General features: G+C 51.0%; 19 protein-coding genes. 10 read left to right on the top strand and 9 right to left on the bottom strand.

The features are described from left to right. Window positions 1-2: 2 nt before the first annotated feature. The 5 genes from J0909_RS11440 to J0909_RS11420 all read right to left on the bottom strand — a co-directional run bounded on the left by J0909_RS11440 (window position 3) and on the right by J0909_RS11420 (window position 4,483). Window positions 3-1,157: a hypothetical protein gene (locus J0909_RS11440; RefSeq protein ID WP_207262976.1), complete on the bottom strand. Its 1,155-nt coding sequence runs from the start codon at window positions 1,155-1,157 to the stop codon at window positions 3-5. Next, entirely contained in the window at window positions 1,157-2,272 is a 1,116-nt protein-coding gene (locus J0909_RS11435; RefSeq protein WP_207262974.1) for a HesA/MoeB/ThiF family protein, read from the bottom strand. Before J0909_RS11435 ends, J0909_RS11440 begins: the two co-directional genes overlap by 1 nt. Beyond that, entirely contained in the window at window positions 2,269-3,393 is a 1,125-nt protein-coding gene (locus J0909_RS11430) for a ThiF family adenylyltransferase (RefSeq protein WP_207262972.1), read from the bottom strand. The genes J0909_RS11435 and J0909_RS11430 overlap by 4 nt, the downstream gene beginning before the upstream one ends. A gap of 14 nt (window positions 3,394-3,407) precedes the next feature. Continuing rightward, window positions 3,408-3,620, bottom strand: a complete 213-nt coding sequence (locus tag J0909_RS11425) for a hypothetical protein (RefSeq protein WP_207262971.1) — start codon at window positions 3,618-3,620, stop codon at window positions 3,408-3,410. 131 nt (window positions 3,621-3,751) lie between these two features. After that, window positions 3,752-4,483, bottom strand: a complete 732-nt coding sequence (locus tag J0909_RS11420) for a hypothetical protein (protein WP_207262969.1) — start codon at window positions 4,481-4,483, stop codon at window positions 3,752-3,754. 193 nt (window positions 4,484-4,676) lie between these two features. Here J0909_RS11420 and J0909_RS11415 point away from each other — a divergent pair, with 193 nt between their 5' ends. From J0909_RS11415 to J0909_RS11380, 8 genes are all read left to right on the top strand, one after another. Continuing rightward, window positions 4,677-8,138 carry a DEAD/DEAH box helicase gene (locus J0909_RS11415; RefSeq protein WP_286181962.1) on the top strand — a complete coding sequence of 1,154 codons (3,462 nt, stop codon included), beginning with the start codon at window positions 4,677-4,679 and terminating at the stop codon, window positions 8,136-8,138. Window positions 8,139-8,214: 76 nt separating this feature from the next. After that, entirely contained in the window at window positions 8,215-10,443 is a 2,229-nt protein-coding gene (locus J0909_RS11410; protein ID WP_207262968.1) for a tellurite resistance TerB family protein, read from the top strand. After that, window positions 10,440-11,747 (top strand): ATP-binding protein, encoded by a 1,308-nt coding sequence (locus J0909_RS11405; protein WP_207262966.1) that lies wholly within the window; start codon window positions 10,440-10,442, stop codon window positions 11,745-11,747. Before J0909_RS11410 ends, J0909_RS11405 begins: the two co-directional genes overlap by 4 nt. Next, window positions 11,722-13,911, top strand: coding sequence for a DEAD/DEAH box helicase (locus J0909_RS11400; protein WP_207262964.1), 2,190 nt, complete (start codon window positions 11,722-11,724; stop codon window positions 13,909-13,911). Before J0909_RS11405 ends, J0909_RS11400 begins: the two co-directional genes overlap by 26 nt. Window positions 13,912-14,205: 294 nt before the next feature. Then, window positions 14,206-15,954, top strand: coding sequence for a type IV secretory system conjugative DNA transfer family protein (locus J0909_RS11395; protein ID WP_207262962.1), 1,749 nt, complete (start codon window positions 14,206-14,208; stop codon window positions 15,952-15,954). Next, a complete protein-coding gene (locus J0909_RS11390) occupies window positions 15,932-16,372 on the top strand; it encodes a hypothetical protein (protein ID WP_207262960.1) in 441 nt (146 codons plus the stop codon). Before J0909_RS11395 ends, J0909_RS11390 begins: the two co-directional genes overlap by 23 nt. A gap of 46 nt (window positions 16,373-16,418) precedes the next feature. Continuing rightward, window positions 16,419-17,015, top strand: a complete 597-nt coding sequence (locus J0909_RS11385; RefSeq protein WP_207262958.1) for a recombinase family protein — start codon at window positions 16,419-16,421, stop codon at window positions 17,013-17,015. Between the two features lie 227 nt (window positions 17,016-17,242). Next, on the top strand, window positions 17,243-18,277 hold the full coding sequence (locus J0909_RS11380; protein ID WP_207262957.1) for a site-specific integrase: 1,035 nt from the start codon (window positions 17,243-17,245) through the stop codon (window positions 18,275-18,277). A 14-nt stretch (window positions 18,278-18,291) separates the two neighbouring features. Here J0909_RS11380 and J0909_RS11375 read toward each other — a convergent pair whose 3' ends face one another. Next, window positions 18,292-18,594: a hypothetical protein gene (locus J0909_RS11375; RefSeq protein WP_207262955.1), complete on the bottom strand. Its 303-nt coding sequence runs from the start codon at window positions 18,592-18,594 to the stop codon at window positions 18,292-18,294. A 101-nt stretch (window positions 18,595-18,695) separates the two neighbouring features. On the opposite strand from J0909_RS11375, the gene J0909_RS11370 reads away from it, so the two are divergent. Together J0909_RS11370 and J0909_RS11365 are read left to right on the top strand one after the other, a co-directional pair. Then, on the top strand, window positions 18,696-18,935 hold the full coding sequence (locus J0909_RS11370) for a helix-turn-helix domain-containing protein (RefSeq protein WP_207262954.1): 240 nt from the start codon (window positions 18,696-18,698) through the stop codon (window positions 18,933-18,935). A 343-nt stretch (window positions 18,936-19,278) separates the two neighbouring features. Continuing rightward, a complete protein-coding gene (locus J0909_RS11365) occupies window positions 19,279-20,130 on the top strand; it encodes a hypothetical protein (RefSeq protein ID WP_207262953.1) in 852 nt (283 codons plus the stop codon). Between the two features lie 163 nt (window positions 20,131-20,293). Here the strand turns inward: J0909_RS11365 and J0909_RS11360 are convergent, their stop codons facing one another. The 3 genes from J0909_RS11360 to J0909_RS11345 all read right to left on the bottom strand — a co-directional run. Continuing rightward, complete coding sequence (locus J0909_RS11360) at window positions 20,294-20,809, bottom strand: hypothetical protein (RefSeq protein WP_207262952.1); 516 nt, start codon at window positions 20,807-20,809, stop codon at window positions 20,294-20,296. Window positions 20,810-21,289: 480 nt separating this feature from the next. Then, window positions 21,290-21,532, bottom strand: a complete 243-nt coding sequence (locus J0909_RS11350) for a DUF7660 family protein (protein WP_207262950.1) — start codon at window positions 21,530-21,532, stop codon at window positions 21,290-21,292. A gap of 236 nt (window positions 21,533-21,768) precedes the next feature. After that, a partial coding sequence (locus J0909_RS11345) for a transposase (protein ID WP_207262949.1) occupies window positions 21,769-22,221 on the bottom strand: 453 nt, incomplete at its 5' end.

Raw genomic sequence — 22,221 nt, 5'->3', positions numbered from 1 at the left:
GTTCAGGATATTTTACTAGTTATACAAAACAAATTTTCTATAGTATGCTTATCAGTTTCACTAAAAACTCTTTTTGCCTCATTAAACTTGTTGTCATCGTTCAGAAAGACAAACCAAAGCAAGGCATATGCAGCTTTGCTGAAATCATCATCATCCATACTAACGTCTTCTAATATCTCAACTATCTCATTTTCAACCTGTGTACAACCAGTAGAACAGTTCTTCCTTAACCATAGATAACAGTATTGATACCCAGCTGCTATATATCCATTACCATAAGCTTTTTTATAGCATTTATAAGCATTAGTGATATCATCTAACGATTCATACATCGTTCCTAACGTGTGATTTCCAACTACAGAGTCATATCCATTAAAAATGGCATCTTTGATGAGTAAAATAGATTTTTCAACCGTCTTCCTATTTGCCCCTGAATAGTCCCCGCCAACCTTTAGTTGCAAAGTGTTTCTTACTTCTTTGAGTATATCTGAATCATTATCTACTGAATCAAAAGTGTTTACCTTATCCCAATCAAAAGATAATCCCTCTATGGTAGGTCGTTTGCTTAAAGCTTCTTGAAACAGAACCTCACCCAATCCATACTGTGCGAGCATTGATTTTTTATTCTTTTTCAGGGCACTTCGAAAGTCTCGCTTTGCTTTATTAAAAAACAAATCTTCCTTTCCTGTTGCCAACCTAAGGTTTTTTCTCGCGGCGATATAATATGCAGCCCCTCTCAACGAATAAAGAAGATAATGACCATCATACTTATCCTCAGCCTTGTCGTATAATTTGATAGCAGAAAGAAATCCCCATTCATATTCCATAATGTTTCTGGCTTCCTCAATCAAAAGAAACATTTCTAACTGTTTTCTTCGTTCTGTAACCTTTTCCTCTTCTTCTTTAAATCTCCGAAATGAAATAAATGCACCTATGCCTATTGCCCCCACTATAAGTGCAAGTAATCCCGTCACAACTGTCACGAAATCACGATATCCACTAAAATTGTTAAGATACTCCTTCTGGACGAGTTCGTTGATTGAAGGCTCAAACGCTTTAAGAAAAACAAAATCAATTTGGCGAGCCATAAAAAAAACAAAGGCTGACACCAAGAAACCACCTGTCACTCCAAGCAATAATTTTGCATAACGTCCCATCAGCTACTCCCACTGCAATACGGACACTCATTCCACACGCCATACTCTTCCAGCACCAACTTCTTTGTGAAAAAATTGAACTCGCCGCGCTTGCTGGTCATGGTCGGCTGCAGATTCGGCAATCCGAGCAACAGCTTCAGGCACTCGTTGGCCACAAAGGAGGCGGAGAGCGCCGCCAGGGGGGCCAGATTGCCGAGGTTGCGGTGCTCCTTGACGATGCGCTCCGCCCCCTCGATCTCGGCCACCTTGAGCTGGTCCATGCCGTGCGAGATGCAATGGAAGCACGGCGTCTTGCCTGGGATGATCGTCGGCCCCACCAGGCTGAGGTGCATGTTGTAGCCGCCGGCAATGATGTAGGGCAGGTCGAGCGCAAAGGCCGCCTCGTTGATAATTGCCGAGGTGTGGGCCACCGAAGGAAAATCCGCGCAATTGATCAGAACCGTCTGCGGCTGCATGTCGCCCTTCAACAACGCGATCAGCCGCTCCGAACTTTTCAGCTTCTCTTGAATGGTCCGGACCGTGTAATACCCCTCCCGTCGCGAGTTGAGCATCTTTTCCAGGGCCAAGGTCTTGAGGCTGCCCACATCCCCCTTGGTGAACAGGGAGCGGTTCAGGTTGTGCGGCTTGACCACGTCGTCGTCGAGCAGCGTGAAATGCCTGATACCCATCTGGGCCAGCAGGGAGACGACCCAACTCCCCACGCCTCCGGCCCCGATCACGACCGCATGGCTTTCGGCTATCCGCTGCCAGACGGATTCCACATCGTAATACGGGACATAGGAGCCGATGAACGTCTTGACCCGCCGAAACGGGTCGGTTTCGCGCGACGCCACAACTCGCGCATCCTCCACGGCACACCGTTCAATCAGGACCTCGAAAAGCCGTTCCAAACCGACGCTCTGCCGGTCAGTGAGGGCATAGGCTTCCGCCAGCTTGGCATACGGCAGACGCCCATCCAGGTTGGAAAGGATCGTGACGTAATCCTCATCGGCAAAGGCCAGGTTGAAACTCTGCCTGATGTCCGAAACAAAGAACTGGTAGGTCCCCTCCTGCGGCATGGGCACGAACGAAACCGATGGGCGGAGGCGGAAGCGCTCATCGCTGTATCGACTCATTTCCGCCCCTCCCCGCAGAACTGGCACTCCTTGTCCCTTTCAACGACAAAGGTATCGAGACTGTAATCATGAAAAAGAAATTCGCCCCGCCCGCCGGGAGCCGCCTTTCGGTCTTCCGGGTTCATGAAGTAGCCCAGGATATCCAGCACTGCCGTGGAGGCGCTGAACGTGGACAGGCTGCCCAACCCGCCGAACCAGCCTTCGCGCTCCTTGACCGGGTGGGGGATCGGCTTCCAATCCTTCAGGCTCTCATGAAAAAACGTGGCATAGCAATCCGCGCACGGCGTCACATGGGGGATCAGCAACTCCCCCAGAGATGCGAGATGGGCATCGAATCCACCGGCAGCCAGCACGGGTATGTCGTGCTGCAGGGAATACCGCGAAAGCTTGATGTTGGTGTAGCCGACGTAGGGTTGATCGGTGGTGTTGATGATGAGCGTCGTTCCCTGGACCAACTCGTCGAGGTCGGTATCCGTCCTGAGGGTGACATTATGCAACTCGACTTCGGGATCAAAGGCGAAATCCGCCGCCAACGCCTTGGCAGCCTCCGTCTTGGGGATTCCCACCTGTGTGGCAATCCGGTACGGCGTCCGGGCTATGTCGTTCTCCTCGACATCGGCGCAGTCGATGAGGGTAAATCGCCTAAAGCCCATCATGCAGAGCTGTTGCAGGATGCCGCTGCCCACGGCGCCGAGGCCGAAAACGGTTATGTGCGCGTCAAAAATCCGCTTTTGGACTTCATGAGCCTTTTGCGGCGACTTGAGGATATCCAGCAAGAAATACAACTGGCGCTTGTATTGCTCCACATACTCGACGGGAAGCAGGTCCGTTGCGAGCGGGTCGGACAAGGTGACGATTCCTTCAGTCTCAAGAAAGGAGAGAAAGGCCTCGGTTTCTTCGTCCATGACCAGCCCGGAATGGTTCAGGGAATCCGTTAATGGCAGCGGCTTGGATAATTCCTTGAGCAGAGTCGCAAAGGCCGGTTTGCACTCAATGCGCAAACGCCGTCTGTTGGACAAAAAAAGGAAGAGGACCTGGCAGATCCCTTCCTTCTCAGGATAAAGAAAAACCTCCACCCCGTCTCGAAGTTCCGGGGCGGAGGCTTCCAAAATATGCGTCATTACGATTTCGCCTGCTAGTACTGAACCTGTCCGCCCTTGACTGCCAGATACTGTTCCCAAGCCTCAGCGCTCTCCGCGAAGTTGGCATCCGCAGAGCAGGTTCTGGTGCAGCAATCGGAACGACTGCCGGAACAGGAAGCCGTGTAGGCGACGCTGTCCATGCCGTCTTCGTCGGAAACAACGGCAAACCCAAACTTCTCCATGTGCTCATCATTCTTCTTCTGCATATCAGTCCTCTATCGGTTAAATTGTCATTCCCGAGATTTCATTTTCTACAGACAATTTTTAGAGTCTGCCAACCGTTAAGTCAAGAAATCTCAAAACGGATTGGGATTATGCCAACAAGCTCCACACACAACTATTTCATGGGATCAAAATTGTTCAAATGATATGTTATATCATTACCGTTATTTAATAAACACCTGTTGCCCTCATACAAAACCAAAAACGAATGCTGCTTACCGGCTGCGACAACACCAGTTGCAATAAGTTTTGTGATATCTCCACTTTGAAATACTATATAGTCGCTTCTCCATGCGTTGCATATGAAATGGTGGGTAATGAGGACGTAGAACGTCGTAGACGCATCATAAGATTTATAGCTTTTTGCAGAGATGGTGAACTGGAATTTCCCTTGAGGATTGCTGTTTGCCGTTTTAACCTGAATATGAAAATACTTATTATCTCTAGATGCGACGACATCGATTCCCTCATCAACTGTCATGATCGAAGCATTGTAACCCATAAAAAGAAGCTCACTCAACAAGCCGTACTCGCCAGCCTTGCCGGTATATCCGTTCGAAACCTGCGGAGGCTTAGCTAGGGTGGTTTTCTTCCGCTTTTGTTTGGCTCTGAACATGCCTGAGAGATGCCCGCCTCGGCCATTGGGAACTTTACTGATCTTGGAGTTACGCCCGGCACTGCGAATGTGATTGCTGATGGATTGACTAACTTTTCGGGCAAGCGTTTCTGTATCTTCCGTGCCGAATTCAGCTGGGTAACGAGTGGCCAAAGCCCCGGCGATATCCCTAACGTGCATTTTCTTTTTCACGGCCTGCAAGACCTCTAGGCACATATCCAATCGGTTCATATCGCCTCCAGAAACAAATCAAACGACTGCTGCGTAACGCTTTTACTAAAAGAGCATACATCTTTAACGACTTCAACACCCTTCACAAACAATCCAGGACAAGGTATTTGTTCACATATTCAACCGATCAGCAAATCAAGGAATAATTACATGACATCATTCCCTGGCAGCAAATGGTGGAAAGTCGATTTTCATGCCCACACTCCTGCCTCTGTTGGTTTTGGGTGAGGCTAAAGCTTTTAGACGAAAAGACGCTACCGCAGAATTCTCCTCGACAAATACCCCCCTCCAAGATCGATCCCAAGGTTTTGAAATGAAAAAAGACAGCAGCATCACCCTGACTGAATCCGATAAAGAACGTCTCCTCGCCATCCTCAATTCATGGCATAAAGTTGAATTCTTCATCCCGTTTGATCTTGATGGAAGCGTTGTCAAAGACACGCACCGTTATAAACAAGTAAACTGGCTACTCGAAAATTCGCTCCATGCCGAATCGGAGATGTTCCCCTTTCCGGAGTGCGCAGCAGACAAGGCTCCCAGGTACGGTTTATTCCTTGGCGTGTTTGACAAAGAAGAGATTTCTTTGATCAGCAATCGTATCCTGAAGCCAACGCAAACTGATGAATACGAAAATGAGGCACGAGGGAGTTTAGAGGGGGCCACTTGCTTTGCAAAGATTAAACTCAACGAGCACAAGGAACCTCTTTTCGATGAAATCTCGATTTCGACTTTACCATGGGCATTGGGAACGGTTCAAAGCTCTGGACTACCGGGGCTGAACGCCAGGGAATTCTCATTGGCTCAAGGGCGGTTGGTCAAAATGCTTCAAAACTTCGCAACCCAACGAGGTCAGGCAGACACTCCGCTCCCGCTGACAGCAGAGGATGTTACCGGACTGCGCAACCTTCTGTATGAATGGGCCCAATTCACACCGAAAGATGAAAAGGCCCTTGGGTTAATACAGTGGCAGGAGGCATACCGAAGGTCAGAAAGAAATGACGGAGACGATGGACAAGATGCCAATAGCCCGGTTGAACCCGAGATAGACATCCTCAACAGTTTTTTCATCCAAGACATAGAGCGAGCAATACAGGACGTCGAGGCGGGCAGGATATCTCGCTCATTGTTCGAGTTCCTCACGCCGCGCAATCCAACGGAAAGGATCGACGTATACTCGAACAACGGCAGGCAGTTGCTGCGGCAAAAGCTACACCCCAAGCTATTCAATCATGGGCATTGGTTCGACACCCCGGAACATTTGATGAGCCTTATGCAGCAGTTCGCCATCAACATGGCCTTTGAGGCCAATGAGGAATCCGGCATTTTTTCGGTAAACGGCCCTCCGGGGACCGGCAAAACAACTTTGCTGCGTGACGTTGTCGCAGAAAACATTGTCCGGAGGGCCAAAATCCTGGCGTCCTACCAAACAGCCGGATGCGCTTTTGACGGCAAAAAACAAATTCCTTTGGGGGACGGGATTTGGACCCGCGCCCTTAAACCGGAGCTCGCCGGTTTCGAAATGATCGTCGCTTCGTCAAACAACGCCGCAGTCAACAACATATCCAGAGAGCTTCCCAAGCAGGCGTCACTGGGAGACTGTTGGCGGCAATGGACCTATATCCAGCCTACAGCCCAAAAAATCGCCACCCGAAACAAAGGGAACCACTTCACGCCTCTTCCTGAAAATGAATCGCAATGGGGGCTCATAGCTTGTGCCTTGGGGAACGCCAACAACAGAAGACAATTCAACAACGGTTTTGCGTTTTATCCAGACCCCAGGAACCCTCTCCCGGCTCACGAGCTCGGCCTGCTGACCATCTACGACTGGATAAAACGTTACGACGGGCCCAATGTTGATGCGGCCAGAGCGGCCTTCCTGTCCAAACAGAAGCGAGTGGAAGAGGAACTTGAAAAGCGAGCGTTCTTTGCCGATTCAACGGAGGAACTGGCTGAACAAACAGAAACAACTTACACTGGTGCAGAGCTACATAAGGTTGAGCTTTGCAGGCAAGAAGCTGCAAATATCAAAAGAGAAATAGCGAACACCAGCCAAAAGGCCTCTGAAATCCGACATGCCATTCTCCAGACAGAAAAGGACAGGCATATCCTCGATCAACGGAAACCCAGTTGGTTCAGCCGCCTTTTGCGACGTCCATCCGCCAGGGAATACATATCCAAAGCACGTGTCCTCAAGTCGATGCGAAAAAGCCTGGAGGCGGACATTACCGCCGTAGATAGCCAATTAGGTCTACTCCACGACCAAGAAACGGAGATAAACGTCCAATGGGAGGAAGCCTCGAATCGGCTCAATATGCGACGTCACGAATGGAATGATAAGACGGCAAAACTCGCCGGACTCAAACAACAGTTCAGTGACATCGACGTGCCCAGGACCCCAGACGAACTCGAATCCGACACATTCCAATTACGAGGACTCTGGAACGACAAACGGCTCTCAACACTCCGGACGGAACTCTTTGGTGCGGCACTCGCGCTGCACGAAGCATGGCTTGCCGACGTCGGCAGAAACAAGGCCAACGGCGGTGCAGGCTTCGGCGGCAACATCATGGCTATCAGCACCTATCTCAAAGGGCATGCCCGCCTTGAGGAATCCGATGCCCTCACAATTTGGCAAAGCCTCTTTATGATCGTGCCGGTAGTTTCGACCACCTTTGCTTCTTATGCGAACCAATTCAAGGACGTCGGCTCCAATTCTCTTGGCTGGCTATTCATTGACGAGGCCGGTCAAGCCGTTCCTCAAGCGGCAGTTGGCGCCTTGTGGCGGACACAAAATGCCGTTGTTGTCGGTGATCCGCTCCAAATCGAACCGGTCTTCACGGTCCCTGCCAACTTGATACGACCAATTTCGGCACTCTCACCATATACGAAAGAAGGCGGCTTCGCGCCGAATGCGGTTTCGGCTCAAAACCTAGCCGATGCGTGCAACAAATACGGAGCCTACACATCGTCCGGCTCAGGGGAAACCGAAACATGGATCGGGAGCCCTTTGCGGGTGCACAGACGGTGCATAGACCCTATGTTTTCCGTTTCAAACGACATCGCATATGAAGGCAAAATGATATTCGGCCTTCCCCATAAATCTACCCCCAATCAGCCCCCTTTGCCGGTGGCAAGCTCTTGGGTGCACATCCCTGGAACAACCAGCAAACAGCAGATTGTTCCAGGTCAAATTGAATTCGTTGTTCGACTCATCATAGACACGTTCATTCGTTATGGAGAACTCCCTGCGGTCTATGTCATATCGCCCTTTAAAGCCGTAAAGAATGAGCTGCAGAAAAAGCTGACAAAGGATTGGACTAATTACGGCGCGACTGTCGTGCCCCCCAACCGTACGCTTCACGACTGGTGCAAAGAGAGGATAGGGACCGTCCACACCTTCCAAGGCAAGGAAGAGGATTGCGTCATTATGGTCCTCGGCGCAGACGGGGACACCAAGATCGGAGCAGCCCAATGGGCCTCGTCAAAGCCCAATCTGCTCAATGTCGCGATTACTCGTGCGAAAAAGCGCTGCTTTATCGTTGGGGACAAGGAATTATGGGCGAAAATGAAGTACTTTCCCATAGCTCAAAGAGAATTCAAAACAACCACACCCGAGATAATGCTTGGAGCTCTACTCGGAGAAAAATCACCATAGCGAACTCTTATATTGAAAAAATGGTAATGCCGAATTAGCATAAGCCGAAACTTTTCAATCTCATAAGGATTTCATCATGGGAAATGCCATCGTTGCAGTCTTGATAATCTGGCTCATAGTCCACTTCATCAAAAAGGCATCCGCCAAGAAGAAGGCCGAGCAACAGCTCGAAGAATTCACCAGCAGCATCGAAGTCCGAGTCACCTATTCCGATGACGATTATGATGATTACAATTTTAAAGCGACACAATCCGACGAGCAATGCTGGATTCCTCCGGGCCAGTCTGTCGAGATATACGGACACACCATCAAAGGCGGAATGCTCTACGTTGGCACTGGACTTGGCACACTGAACGGCTACGGCGCCGATCCGGCCCTCATCAACCCCGAACTGCCCAGAAGCTCCGACAGATCGTGCACGGAAAATTTCGGAATGTCCTACTGGCCTTCGTACAGTCGGATCTCACCAGAAGCACGTGCTGCGTACATCGACTGGCTTGCCAAAGGGCGTCGGGTCGAAGGTGCGTATATAGGTTATGTCTTCCTGTTCTTTTATGGTCTTGAAAGACGGGTGTTGCACAGCAAGCCGGGGAATGAAGAATTGCTCCGGATACGCGACGAGGCGAGTGAGCTTCTTGCAATCTACGGCGACAACCGCTCGTTCAGGCAATACTCCGAAAACTTTTTGGGGCTTGTCAGTGTTCTGATCGGAGACGGCACCCACAAATCGGAAATCAATCCCAACAAAATCGCCAGGGGAATATATCCGCCAAGCTTCACAATAGAACTTGGCAGAAACGTTGCCGAGGGGAAACCGATACCTTGGAATCTGGCTCTGGAATGGGTACTCAGAGACCCGGAAACCAGATTGCGGGTACCGGCAAAGCGTTGTCCGCACGAATTCGCTTTCCTCTTCAAGACTCTTTACCAGGAAAAATTCGGCGAAGGGATGGTCGTTCCCCCCAACAAGAAAAAGATCAGACTTGAATATCATCCCGCCAGTTCATCCCTTCGAGGATTCAGCTCTGATGTTGACATTCCGGACCCAAGTGGCCTCAAACGTCCTCTCGGCAATCTCTGGAAACTTGTGGACCAAAGCATGTCGGAACTGGAGGCTTACAGCCGCCTTATGGGCAAGGACCCCGAAGCCGCAAAAGGAATTGCGGGCATCGCCCTCCTGCCCGGTTCCATCGCCATGAAACGCAAATCCGCAGAGCTGGACGCCCTCCGGCAGTATTGCAACAGCGCGTTGGCTGGCAAGGACATGGGGACCGCCCAGGTCAACGCACTGATCGAAATGTGGCCGACCAAGACCTCCGGCAAGCTCACCAAGGCGGAAGCCAGCCAAACGGCCAACATTCTTGGCGCATTGGGGATTGGAATGGAGCCCGATCCCCGGCGTGGAGGCCGCACTCCCGCAGCCGGAGATGAGATCATCCTTTTCAAATTGCCGGAAGGTACAGAGGAGGCTCCCGGCACAGGCTATCATCAGGCCATTGCCCTCGTACATCTGACGGGACTGGTCGCGGCCGCAGATGGAGACGTCTCGCCAGAAGAGCGTTCGGCCCTGAATTCTCATCTGGCTTCATCCTTGGGTTTGAGCCCGACAGAGACCTTGCGGCTCACCGCCTTTTTCGAATGGATCATTGCCCGTCCGCCGAGCATGGCCGGCATGAAGGCAAAATTGGCCGGGCTCAGTGCGGCGCAACGCGAAAAAGTGGCCGATTTCCTGATCAGTGTGGCCGGAGCGGATGGAGTCATTCACCCCAAGGAAATAACGATTCTGGAGAAGATATACAAAACCATGGGAATGGAGCCGAAGGATGTCCAGACCCACATCCACCGTTTCCTCGCCAACGGCGACAGCCAACCTGTTACCGTAAAAGATGCGGACACCGGCAAGACCGGCTATTCCATCCCGCCTGCTCCAGGCGCAAGTCCCGAAGCCGACGTCAAGCTTGATGCCGACCGTCTGCGTCTCAAGCGTGAACAGACGAAGGAGGTCGCCGAACTGCTGGAAGACGTTTTCACGGATGATGTCGCGGAACCGGAACCCGAAGCAGAAAAAGCCCCTGATTTCTATGGGCTTGGCGCACCGTACAAAGACATCCTTGTCGAACTCGGCGAACAGGACTCCTGGGACAAGGACAGCTTCAACGCTTTGGCTGAAAAATTCGGCTTGATGCCCTCCGGCGTGTTGGAATCATTGAATGATGCTGCGCTTGATAATTTCGATGACGAAGTGCTTTTTGATGAAGAGAACATAGAAGTGAACCGAGAAGTCCTTGAGGAGATGCTGGCATGAGCGACACAAAAAAACTCCGCCCCAAAGAGCGCGATGCGATAATCAAATCCCTTCGATCCGGCGTCGTCCCTCGAATCGGCCTTCAACATGTGCAGGTCGGCCGAGCCTTGGAAGTGAAAAGCCTGCTGCAAGACATCGATACGGTTGCCGACGGCGGATCCTCCTTTCGGATGGTGATCGGCGAATATGGGTCGGGAAAAACCTTTTTCATGAACCTGGTGCGGACCGTGGCTTTAGAGAAAAAGCTGGTAACGGTTCACGCGGACATGACCCCGGAACGTCGACTATACTCATCCACCGGTCAAACTCAATCTCTCTACCGAGAGCTCGTCAGGAATCTTGCCACACGCGCAAAGGCCGAAGGGGGAGCCCTGCCCTCGGTCGTTGAAAAATTCATTTCAACGGCAATTCAGGAGTCCAAGACAAACGGACTACAGCCCAGCGAAGTCATTCACTCCCGTCTTCAAAGTTTGACGGAACTGGTCGGCGGCTATGATTTTGCCGACGTCATCAATGCGTATTGGGAAGGCCATGACTCGGGAGACGAGGCGGCCAAGGGGAATGCGATCCGTTGGCTACGAGGAGAATTCACGACAAAGACCGACGCCCGGGCCGCCCTCGGCGTCAGGACCTTTGTCGATGACGCATCAATGTACGACCACTTGAAAATCCTGTCCCAATTCGTACGACTTGCCGGATACGGAGGTTTGCTTGTCTGTATAGACGAAATGGTCAACCTCTACAAAATCAGCAACTCCGTCAGCCGCAAGAACAACTACGAACAACTGCTACGGATACTGAACGATTGCCTGCAAGCCAATTGCGAAGGTCTTGCCTTCCTCATGGGAGGCACGCCTGATTTCCTTCTGGACACCAGGCGAGGGTTGTTCAGTTATGAAGCCCTTCAATCACGGCTCGCCCTGAACACCTTCGCTTCGGGCCACTATGTAGATATGAGCGGCCCTGTCATCAATCTGGCAAACCTTACGCCGGAGGATATGTATGTACTTCTGGAGCGGCTGCGCCATGTTTTCGCAAGCGGTAGTGAAGAAGCTTACGCCTTGCCGGATGACGCCTTGACGAAATTTCTTGAGCATTGCAACAACACCATCGGCCAAGACTACTTTCGAACTCCCCGCAACACCATCAAGGCCTTCCTCGACCTGCTGGCAATTCTCGAGCAAAACCCCGGGGCTTCCTGGCAGGAACTGTTGCACACCGTTTGCATAGCCAAGGACAACGGCGGTGCGGAATCGATCGAGGACACCTCGGGTGACGATGAGCTCACAACATTCAGAATCTAGGGGCTTCACACTCCTTCACCCATCCATTCAGAGATGGATATGGCAACAGGGCTGGACCAGCCTCCGGGATATCCAGGAGCAGGCAATAGGCTCCATCCTCGACGGCAATCGGGATGTCATCATTTCCGCCTCGACCGCAGGAGGAAAAACCGAGGCGGCCTTTCTTCCCGCGATAAGTGATGTCTTGAGAACTGAACCTGAGGGAGTCGGCATACTCGGCATCATCCCCCTCAAGGCGCTGATCAACGACCAGTTCCAGCGGATGGAAGGCGTCACCCGCGATACGGATGTGCCGGTCTTTGCTTGGCACGGCGACATTTCCGCATCCCAGAAAGGCAAGGCGCTGAGTACGCCGTCAAGCATCCTACTCATTACACCAGAATCACTTGAAGCTCTGTTCATCAGGCGTCATGCAGAGATACGAAAGGCATTTCGCTCACTGAGAAGAATCGTGGTGGACGAACTGCACGCGTTCATAGGAACCGAGCGGGGAATGCAATTGCAAAGCCTCATGCATCGGGTGGAGATCGCGGCAGGAAGAAAAATACCCCGCATCGGGCTGAGCGCAACCTTGGGCGACATGTCCATGGCCACGAATTTCCTGCGGCATGACGGCTCTCTGCCCTGCGACATTATTGAATCAAAAACAGGAGGCAGGGAACTGAAGGTTCAAGTCCGGGGGTATGTCGAAACCAAATCCGTTGGCCCGGATCATAACGGGGAAAGCGTGTGGCAGGCGATCGGCAGCCACCTCTTCACGACGCTCAGAGGCAGCAACAACCTCGTTTTCGCCAATAGCAGACAGAACGTCGAACTCTTGTCCGACATGCTCCGCAGAACCAGCGAAGCTGCGCGGGTACCCAATGAATTCTTCCCGCACCATGGCAGTCTCTCAAAGGAAATCCGAGAGGAAGCGGAAGAACGCCTGAAAAAGCATCGCCTCCCCACATCAGTCGTCTGCACGAACACCTTGGAGCTTGGGATAGATATTGGAAGCGTGAAAAGCGTCGCCCAAATAGGCCCTCCCCCTTCGGTCGCCAGCCTCTGCCAGCGCATAGGGCGTTCCGGGAGAAAGGAAGGCGACCCGGCGATACTCCGCTCTTATGTCCGGGAAGCCGAGTGGGATGCCGAATTGCCGCTCTTTCACAAGCTTCGCTTACGGACAGTCCAGGCCGTGGCCATGATCCAGCTTTTGGCAAAAGGCTGGAACGAACCGCCGCTTCCAAACCGGCTTCATCTTTCAACGTTCATCCAGCAACTTCTGTCATCTATATCCCAACATGGAGGGATGAACCCCGCCGCCGCATGGAACGCACTGTGCGGTACCGGTCCCTTCGGCCATATAGACACAGACGTCTTCAAGCACCTGCTGACCGTACTCGGAGCGAAGGACATTCTGCTACAAGCCGGGGACGGGACATTGCTTCTAGGCGAGAAAGGTGAACGCATCGTCGAGCATTACACCTTTTACGCCGCATTCACCTCCCCGGAGGAGGTAAGCATCGTAACCGATGGAAAGACGCTGGGGACCTTGACCACGGTATACCCGATCGTCCCCGATTCATTTTTGATATTTGCCGGGCGGCGCTGGATCATCAAATCGTATGATGATGAGAGAAAACAGGTGATGGTGTCTCCCGCAACAGGCGGCGAACTCCCCAAATTCGACGGTGGCGGCGGATCGTTCGTGCATGACCGAGTGCGCGAAGAAATGCGAAATTGTCTTGAGGCTACAGCACCCCCCCGATTTTTGAACAAACAAGGACAAGAACTGCTGGCACAGGCGAGAAAGACATACGCGGAAACCGACCTTAAGCATCAAAGCTTGTTGTCCAAAGGTGCCGATACGAATTTTGTTGTCTGGAAAGGGGATCGAATCTGCTTCACGATCTTCCTTATGCTGCTCAAGTCGGGGCTTTCTGTAGACTACGTTGGTCCGGTGTTCACGACCCATAAGATGCCGCCAGCAACCTTCAGCGAAGCGATTAACAGCATCCTGAGAAGCCCCCCTCCAGACCCAATGGTCTTGATCCATGCCCTGAAAGGGAAAAGCAAAGAAAAATTCGACTACCTTCTTGATGGCGGTCTGCTCGATGCGAACTGCAGCGTTGGCATTTTAGATGTTGAAGGGGCTATCGACTCGTTGTCCCACCTACGTGGTTAAGCATCACTCCGAGTCCTAGCACTACTCCGTTTGCCACTCCGACCTCACAAGCCCGGACCTAAAACGGGGACATCTCCAATCGGCGGGAAGTCTCTGCTACTAGCTAGTCCTAAGATGGGGGACTTTACCCCCCTTTAATGGAGAAGGGGTCAGAAAAGAACTGCCCTACTCACGCAGATAATAAACTCGTATGGGCCTCGCCTAATAACCGTGAAGGTTATGGATGAATTTATTGTTGACCGTTTTTATAAAAATTATTAAAAGATTTTTATAACAATTGCTACGGAGAACGATATGGACACATCTCAGGCTTTCCGAGAAAAGAACCGGGAAAAAATTCGAGTTATTTCTGGCCTCAAGAACGACTTTGCCAAGGGGAACGGAACGGGCTCTCTTCTCTATGAATTCGATGAGGGTGACAGCATCTCCTTTGACGAAGGCACCCATGGCGTTCTCGTCATTGGAGGTGTGGGGCGCGGAAAGACCACTTCTTTCATGCTCCCGATGGCTTATGCACTTATGAAAGAGGGCCGATCCGGGCTGATTGTGGACGTCAAAAACAACTTTACGGCCCAAATTCGGAAGCTCGCCAAGGCGACAGGCAGAGAAGACGACATAATAGAAATCGGGACACATCCGACTGCCACGCCCATCAATTTGCTCGATGGGCTTTCACTAGAAGAAACTCAAAACGCCTTAGAATCCCTGATCCTTACCGGCTTGGAGCACAGCTCCAACGTAGACTGGTTGCACAAGGGAGTCAGACTACTTGCCGATTTGGTCATGCTCCTGCGTTTCATTCGTCCCTATGACGAACGATTCGTTCCCAGCTTTGCGCTGCTTGACAGGTGCATTAATGATTATGACTTTTCGAAAAAGGTGTTCGATTTCTTTCTATCACATGTATACACGCGCGACAATTATGCCCACCGTTCATTTGTCACCCGAATTCGGTCAACGGCCTTCCACATTCTCACAGAGACAAAAATAAAGAGTTATCACGAACAACTCGATTACCAACTCCGAGGTCCGCGCCAAATACTAGCAGCCATCACTTCCGATGACTCCTTAGTTTCCAGCTTGTCATGCCACACGGCAGCCCTTCGACTGAATTACCGAGAACTACTCAAGGCGGGGAAAATCATTCTTCTTCGTTTCAAAAACACGCACGGACACGCGGCCAGATTACTCGCGCGCCACATCAAAGAAAGATACTACAGTGACGTATACCGCACTCTGGATGATTGCAGACAGCAAGAAAAATGCTTCTTCATGGCGGACGAATACCAGGATGTCATCAATGTTTCCCCGAACAACCCGTTCGACGATTTCTCCTGGTTCTCAAAGGCCAGAGAGTTTGGTTGCGTCAATATCGTCGCGACCCAAACACTCTCCGGCCTCTATGCAAACAACCTCTTGCGGGATCAGGTCAACGCGCTCGTTGCCAACTGCAGCACCAAAATTATTCTGCAAAATGATGACCCTGCTGCCGACAGCTACTTCCGACACTTCTGTGGACTGGAAAAGACCTTGGCGCAGCTCGATTCCTGTGAAGCCCTGGTCACACGTTTCGATTTGGCTACCCGAAAACAAAGGGTGCGAACGCTCCGATTCCAAAAGGCATTTCAACTATGCCAGTCGCGGCTTGCAATAATAGAAAAGGTAAAATCGCCCCTCACCCCACATCTATCTCCACTGGCAGACATGGATATACTGGATGCAACACTCGCGCGCTCCTCTGTTCCCGCCGCAATCGCATCCAGACCGGATTATATGACGCTTGTCCAAGAATTCAGTGACATACTCTGCGATTTAAAAGAGTTGCAAATAGCATACGATACCGAACGACACGGCGAAATCATGAAGGCTCTCCGAGACCTCAAACACCAATTCGGAAACCATGTCGTTGTTGAGGCTGTGGCGGCAATCGAAGATGCCGGAGTATACCTAGAGATCGACTGTAAGCCGAACCAACGAAATCAGGTAGAGGAATTCATTCGAGAACATCTGGAGGGAACATATGCGACGTCCGCAAACCAGTAACAGCCATGCGACTGACGCCTTTTTAACTCGATACGTGGAGGCCTACGGGGAAAATATCCTGTCGCGCCACATCTCAACGATCGCTCCCGCAGGCTGGACAAATATTATCATTAGAATGTTTTCCCGAATCAAACGTTACCATCCGGGGGCAAAGATTACAGCCTTTCATGTTGAGCCCTCCTCCAGCTGGGGCAATGGCCGATTCGATGTTCAATTCCGTACTCTGGACATGAAAGATACGATACACAAAGCACCGAAGCTCCCCAACTCACTCAAATGGATACTCATTCAGGCAAAAAAAGAAGCCTTTTCAACCTGCGAACGCTGCGGGCACCCTCTCGGAAAGGGAAGCAAACACAACCTCTGCGCCCTTTGCGCACTTCGACATGGAACACTAAAATTCAACCGATCACATTGATTGCCTCGCCCACGGTGCGCTGTTACACGAACCATGAGGCAGCCGAATGAATACGACACAGAATTATGAAAGCCACGACCCGTTGCTTGAACGGCAGGGAGCACGAGTCAGTTACACCCGCATTGGCCCGATGGACAAATGCGATTATCGCGCAGGCCTTCCTTCCGAAAACCTGTTTGTCGACGAGGTTGGAAGCAAAAGCAGCGAACCTCGCCCTGCCCTGGAAAAATGCCTGAACTCCCTCCAGTCAGACGACATTCTGTTCGTCAAATCCATGGATCGGCTTGGGCGCAATATCCGAGAGCTAGTCGACTTGGTAAAGAGAATCGCAAGCAAAGGCACGGCTATCGTCTTCATGGATGAGGACCTACGGATTGACCCACGCGCCCAGGATTTTGAAGCCAATTTTCGATGGCTCAAATCCATATACGATTTTGAACAAACCCTCCTCAATGAACGTCGAAATGAAGGTGTACTGAAGGCCAAGAACAAGGGCATCCGTCTCGGCCGCCCCGCCAAAATCAGCGAAGAGCAGCGCAAGGAAATCCGTGAACGCCTAGATAAAGGAGATAAGGTGGCCAGCCTTGCCAAGGAGTACAATATATCCGGAAGTCTCGTATATGCCATTGGCCGGGAAGGATGACCCATGTAAAATTGAATCAAATGAATCACGCGCAGTTCATTTATTCGCGGAAGGCTCAACTGACCTACCGCGAATATAGGCTTATGGTTTTCCGATGCGTGAATCATGACAGGTTTGAGCTTGCGAAAAGTTGGCGTGATTCACGCTTCGGAAAAACCATAAGCCGCTCCTCCCCTTTGAGGGGAGCTGCACGGCCACGGCGGGCAGAGGGGTGAGGGGAACATCAAATGCAACATAAGAAGTTCCAACAACTCGCGGTCAAAATCGCCTCGAAACAACTTTCCGAACGATCGGCAAGGGATTACGCAAACGCCTTCGACATGCTGGAAGACTCCGACCTGACGCCGCAGGAATATGCCGAAATTCGCGCCCACAATTCCAACCCCATCAGCAAAAGCCGGTACTATGTTCTCAAGGGAGCGTACCAACATGGTCTTGCATCCCGCATCGCAAAGCACCTCGAAGAGATTCATGCGCTTATCCGACACGACCAAACTGCCGCCGACGATCAAGCCGCTCATCTGAAAAGGATAGTCCGCCGTGACTGCGAAAGACTGGCGGAACAGAAGGCGGACTATTCCCGGACAAGATACCGCAACAACCTCGAAGCGGCGCATGATGTACCGTTCGACCCGAAGCCCCACAAAGGTAAACGACAATATCTTGGACGGCTCAATCGCACCTACCCGGATTGGCAGGAACGGATATATGCGACCATCGCGAAACAGCACCGACCGCTTGTTGCGACCTTGGCCGTTACCGGATGCAGGCCGGACGAGTTTTCAAAAGGCGTGCAGGTCAGGGTAGCGGGCGACCAAATCATCATTACCGTTCACGGCTCAAAGACGAACACCGGTTACGGCCAGAATACCCGAATCATGACTATTGAGTCATCCACGGCAATGGAAAAAATCTTATTCACGATCGTGAAGCAATCAGGAGGGGCTATCGAGCTTCGACCAGCCGCAAGCGAACGGGCCCTTCGTGAATCATTCCGGCGAGCAGTAATCAAAAGCTTGGGGAAAGACTGGGCGGACAAAGTATCACAGTACAGCTTTCGCCAACAATTAGCCGCAGACTTGAAAAAAGCTCGGCTAAGCAAGGAATTGATCGCCCTCGCGCTCGGCCACTGCTCAGACACCACTCAAGGGCATTATGGCATGGCGAGGCAAGGACAAAAGGGAGTTCGGCGCGGGCTCCGACACGTTGAAGGGGCTCAGCCGGTGAAATCAAGAGACCACCGACCGACGGAATCACCCTAAGGACTCAGGGTCTACTACCGAAACCAACCCTTTGAGGTACAAAATTTCATAATCCCGACGGCGCAGGGAATGAATATAGCGAACCCAGCTACGACTCCCCAAAAACCATTTTTGAAGTGAACACCCACCACTCCCCCAGCGAATAGGGCCGCTCCCAAAACAGGTAAAAGCAGGAAGCTGCCTGCGCCTTCTATTTTTTCTCCATGCACGGCATGGCAACTTTCGCAGACGGAAACGCCTTGAGGCACGAAGCCGCCGCAAAACGGGCACTTGCCGTCCTCGACTGTATTTACATACGTAAAGTTCTTTTTACTCATTACTTCCTCCTGGTTAGCGGCATCATCACGGGCAGACAGCTACTTATAGTCTGTAGACTTATAAGAGTCAAATATTCATGCAATATTCGGAGGAATATTGCATGGCAGGGAATTACACGCCTAAAGAAAAGCAGTTTTTGAAACGGCTTGGCAAAGCCATCAAAGAAAAGCGAACGAAGGAAGGCATATCGCAGGAAAAGCTTGCGGAAATCACCGGGCTTCACCGTACATATGTCGGATCAGTGGAACGAGGAGAAAGAAACGTCAGCGCAATCAACATCAAAACCTTGGCAGACGCGCTGAACTGCAATCCAAGCGAGCTGTTTCAACTTGCGGAATAGCAGAAGCAACTCACCGCCAGATCGAGTCAGCTTCGATTTTCTTTTGAAGCCACTCCTCGATGACCGGGACTGGCCAACCAAGCCTGCGACCGAAATGAACCGGACGGGGTATGGACTCATAGTTACGTCGTTGCCAATGGCTACGGACAGCCGCGCTAGTCATACCGAGAAGGTCGGCGAGTTCGTTGACATTCAGGATCTTCAAACCAGAGAGTTGTGTTTTATGTGTTTTCATGCCGCCCAAGCTAACAAGCGATGTACGCAAAATGGTTGCTCAAAACAAAAAAGCTGAAGCTATTTCTAGCACAGTTAAACAAGAGGCATCACATTTCAGGATAGGGCCATGGCAAGACCGGCAAACCTTTTCATAGACAAACTCCGTTCAAGAGCATGGGTCAGTTCGTTTCTTGCTGAACTGCAAGGGCAAACAGAAAGCAGCGATAGGATCACCCCTTCCAGTGCGAACAGAATCATCAACGACATCCTGTCTGGAACAACCCAAGCCCCCTGCTCGCTCGCGTCTCTCACACAGCTCTTCCCAAAAGACGATCTCCCCAACTTCACCTCGCAGCTTCACCGGTGGATGTCTGGGAGCGCATGCGCCTCTGCCACCCACAGCCTGATCAAATTATTTCCATTTTCTCAACTTGTACACACAACCGGCATTCCTCAATCTCCCGCCAAACACAACGTGGGAATATCAGACAAGGAATTCGCCGCATTCACCCCGGAAGAAACTCGGCAAGGCAAAGCCTTCGTCTTTGATTTCTACGACGCTCCCCCGCTATGGATATCGATGAAAGGAAGGCCGTCCCAGATACTGACAGCATGGCGAAACATCCCGGCCAGAGGTTGGCTTTTCTGGCATTCCGATTATGCCAATATAGACTACTATGAGGTCGACCTAACTCTCCGAAAATGGGAAATGCCTCTTCTGCCGACAGAACATTTTCTCAGAGACGTGTCCTCGCTGGCATATGCATTGGACGGCTTCACCGACGCAAGCCCGCCGCCTATAGTGGATTTGACAGCTCGAATAGCCTCAGCCCGGCTCCTGGATGAAAAGAGAATCGACATATTCAAAAGCACATTCCCATCAAGAGAAATCGAGATTGAGCTTTCCCCGTTTGGGATCCAGTTGGATGACATTTGGGAGGCCCTGAGCGAAGTAGGATGCACTCTCCGATTTGTTTAGCTATTGATCTTCATCGACTTGCCAAGTCGGAATATTGGCTTTTTTCTTCCAGAATGATTAATCTTAATTCATGAAAGGTCGCCAGAAATACACCTTCGCGAAGGCCAAATGCCCCAAAACAAAAGTTGAAGTCATGACACGCCGTTTCATGCATGCCAAAGCTTCACTTGAGATCGAAGGGTTCCAACTGACCAGAGAAGAAATTGCTGTTTTCGAAGAGTGCATCAACAAGGAATGCACCCTGGGAGAATGCAGCAAGCTGTTGAAAGACCGCTTCCCCAATTATGACTACGCGATACGCGCATAAGGACGCATAAAACTGGGAAATCTGGGGACACAATACTATTTTTTTCTTTGGCCTTCCGGCCTTTCCGGGCTTCAATTTCCGCTGCAATTTTAACTCAAGCGTTCTGATGAAAGCGGCATCCTCGGCGGGACGGCCTGTCCTTTCGTGCTGCCTGAGACGATTTTCGCCTTCGTCGTCTTGCACCGAAAGAAACACTTTCCAGTCCCCGACCAGCTCAAGCAACGGCATGGTGTTGTCCAGGACTTCGGCGTCCCCTGACTGGTGGGCTCTCGCGCTGCTGTATGCGTACGCTTCCGGCTTCGGGCAAAGCTTCGCCTTAACCGGATTATTCTCAATATGCCGGGCGGCGCACAAGCAATAGCCCTCGTCCATGACGAAGGACGCGAAACGCCCCTGCCACAGGTAACCTCGCCACCTCTCCCTGAAATTGACGTGGCGGGTCTATCGTCTATGCGCTTCCCCAATGGCTCGCAAAAGCCCTTTCGGGGTTTGGGGAACCGCGATGAGGTGTACATAGTTCGGCATGAGGCAATATGCCCAGATTTCGACCGCGTGTTTCGCGCACCATTCACGCATTAATTCAATCTAGACTTGGTAATCATCCCCACGGAAGAAGACTTGCGGTCTGCGATTACCGCTCCGAATGATATGGTGGGACCTATCAGGGAAATAAACGGGACTATTCCAGGCATCCGCTATGGGCACTTCACATATTAATGATGTTAAAAAGCCTTCTAAATTGCCCCTCCCTAACTCACAATTCGCAGAGGAGAGTTAAGGCCCAGTTTTATCGAGGCCTGTCAAAAATTTATCTCATCAAATTAACATTACACAAAATCCAGTTGCGAATTACTACTCATATATTGTGGCTGCATCCAATAAGTCAGCAAAAATTCTCCATTGTGTCAATTTTGACATATCCACATCGTTATTTATATATCTTTGCTCTACTGCGTCTGCGCATCCAGACAACGCATCGAGAAAATCGGGTAACGTTGCGTTTTCCCATTCGCAATTTTTGTTATTAGATTCAATTGATAAATATTCGATAAAGCGTGCAAGATCCTTACTGGTTTTTACTTCACAAGCGTCCATTATAGTCCTCCATTGCGAACTTTAATTGTTAATCCGTCAGTAGTTGTTTTATCAGATTAGGGGGACACCTCCCTAATTCTCTTTCTTGGGCCAGGCTTTTTGGGTCTTACATCCTTCCCCAATATCGACTGCAAATTGTCGAAGAACGAATTGCCACCCAGAGGACGGCCTGTACGCCCGTGTCCTCTTAACAAGTCACGGTCGCGATCACTGGTATCCTTTGCCAAAAACCCCTCTCAATCATCAACCAACGACAGCAATGGAGCCGTTTTCACAAGTACATCGTCCTTACCTGTCAAATGTGCTCGGACGCTGCTCCATCGATAGTCGGCGGCTTTTGGGACCATCCCCGCCCTAACCGGGTTTCGCTCTACATATCGGGCGGCGGCGACAAGATACTTTTCATCCATTGCAAAGGAAGAAAACCTCCCTTGCCACAGATGTCCCGTCCATTTTTCACGTTTATTGATTCGGCAAGTATAGCGCTTATGCGCTTCACCAATAGCCAAACTCAGGCCCTGCTCGGTTTTCGGCGTGGCAATTAAATGGACACGATTTGTCATCAAGCAATATGCCCATATTTCGACTTCATGCTTGTCACACCAAAAGCGCATGCTCTTCAAATAGTGAATGTATTCATCATCCTTGAAAAAGTCGGAAGGCGTCGGTTCCCACGCTGAATAATGTGA

It is taken from the genome of Desulfovibrio sp. Huiquan2017 (genome assembly GCF_017351175.1).
In the GTDB taxonomy this organism is placed as follows: domain Bacteria; phylum Desulfobacterota; class Desulfovibrionia; order Desulfovibrionales; family Desulfovibrionaceae; genus Pseudodesulfovibrio.
This window is presented reverse-complemented; position numbering and strand designations above follow the sequence as displayed.

Bases quoted from the DNA above. Each gene is read 5' to 3' on its own strand.
- J0909_RS11410 (WP_207262968.1), top strand. From the start codon at position 8,215: ATGGGAAATGCCATCGTTGCAGTCTTGATAATCTGGCTCATAGTCCAC.
- J0909_RS11370 (WP_207262954.1), top strand. From the start codon at position 18,696: ATGGCAGGGAATTACACGCCTAAAGAAAAGCAGTTTTTGAAACGGCTT.
- J0909_RS11415 (WP_286181962.1), top strand. From the start codon at position 4,677: ATGCCCACACTCCTGCCTCTGTTGGTTTTGGGTGAGGCTAAAGCTTTT.
- J0909_RS11380 (WP_207262957.1), top strand. From the start codon at position 17,243: ATGCAACATAAGAAGTTCCAACAACTCGCGGTCAAAATCGCCTCGAAA.
- J0909_RS11365 (WP_207262953.1), top strand. From the start codon at position 19,279: ATGGCAAGACCGGCAAACCTTTTCATAGACAAACTCCGTTCAAGAGCA.
- J0909_RS11425 (WP_207262971.1), bottom strand. From the start codon at position 3,620: ATGCAGAAGAAGAATGATGAGCACATGGAGAAGTTTGGGTTTGCCGTT.
- J0909_RS11360 (WP_207262952.1), bottom strand. From the start codon at position 20,809: ATGGACGAGGGCTATTGCTTGTGCGCCGCCCGGCATATTGAGAATAAT.
- J0909_RS11435 (WP_207262974.1), bottom strand. From the start codon at position 2,272: ATGAGTCGATACAGCGATGAGCGCTTCCGCCTCCGCCCATCGGTTTCG.
- J0909_RS11420 (WP_207262969.1), bottom strand. From the start codon at position 4,483: ATGAACCGATTGGATATGTGCCTAGAGGTCTTGCAGGCCGTGAAAAAG.
- J0909_RS11385 (WP_207262958.1), top strand. From the start codon at position 16,419: ATGAATACGACACAGAATTATGAAAGCCACGACCCGTTGCTTGAACGG.
- J0909_RS11400 (WP_207262964.1), top strand. From the start codon at position 11,722: ATGAGCTCACAACATTCAGAATCTAGGGGCTTCACACTCCTTCACCCA.
- J0909_RS11405 (WP_207262966.1), top strand. From the start codon at position 10,440: ATGAGCGACACAAAAAAACTCCGCCCCAAAGAGCGCGATGCGATAATC.
- J0909_RS11395 (WP_207262962.1), top strand. From the start codon at position 14,206: ATGGACACATCTCAGGCTTTCCGAGAAAAGAACCGGGAAAAAATTCGA.
- J0909_RS11440 (WP_207262976.1), bottom strand. From the start codon at position 1,157: ATGGGACGTTATGCAAAATTATTGCTTGGAGTGACAGGTGGTTTCTTG.
- J0909_RS11390 (WP_207262960.1), top strand. From the start codon at position 15,932: ATGCGACGTCCGCAAACCAGTAACAGCCATGCGACTGACGCCTTTTTA.
- J0909_RS11350 (WP_207262950.1), bottom strand. From the start codon at position 21,532: ATGGACGCTTGTGAAGTAAAAACCAGTAAGGATCTTGCACGCTTTATC.
- J0909_RS11430 (WP_207262972.1), bottom strand. From the start codon at position 3,393: ATGACGCATATTTTGGAAGCCTCCGCCCCGGAACTTCGAGACGGGGTG.
- J0909_RS11375 (WP_207262955.1), bottom strand. From the start codon at position 18,594: ATGAGTAAAAAGAACTTTACGTATGTAAATACAGTCGAGGACGGCAAG.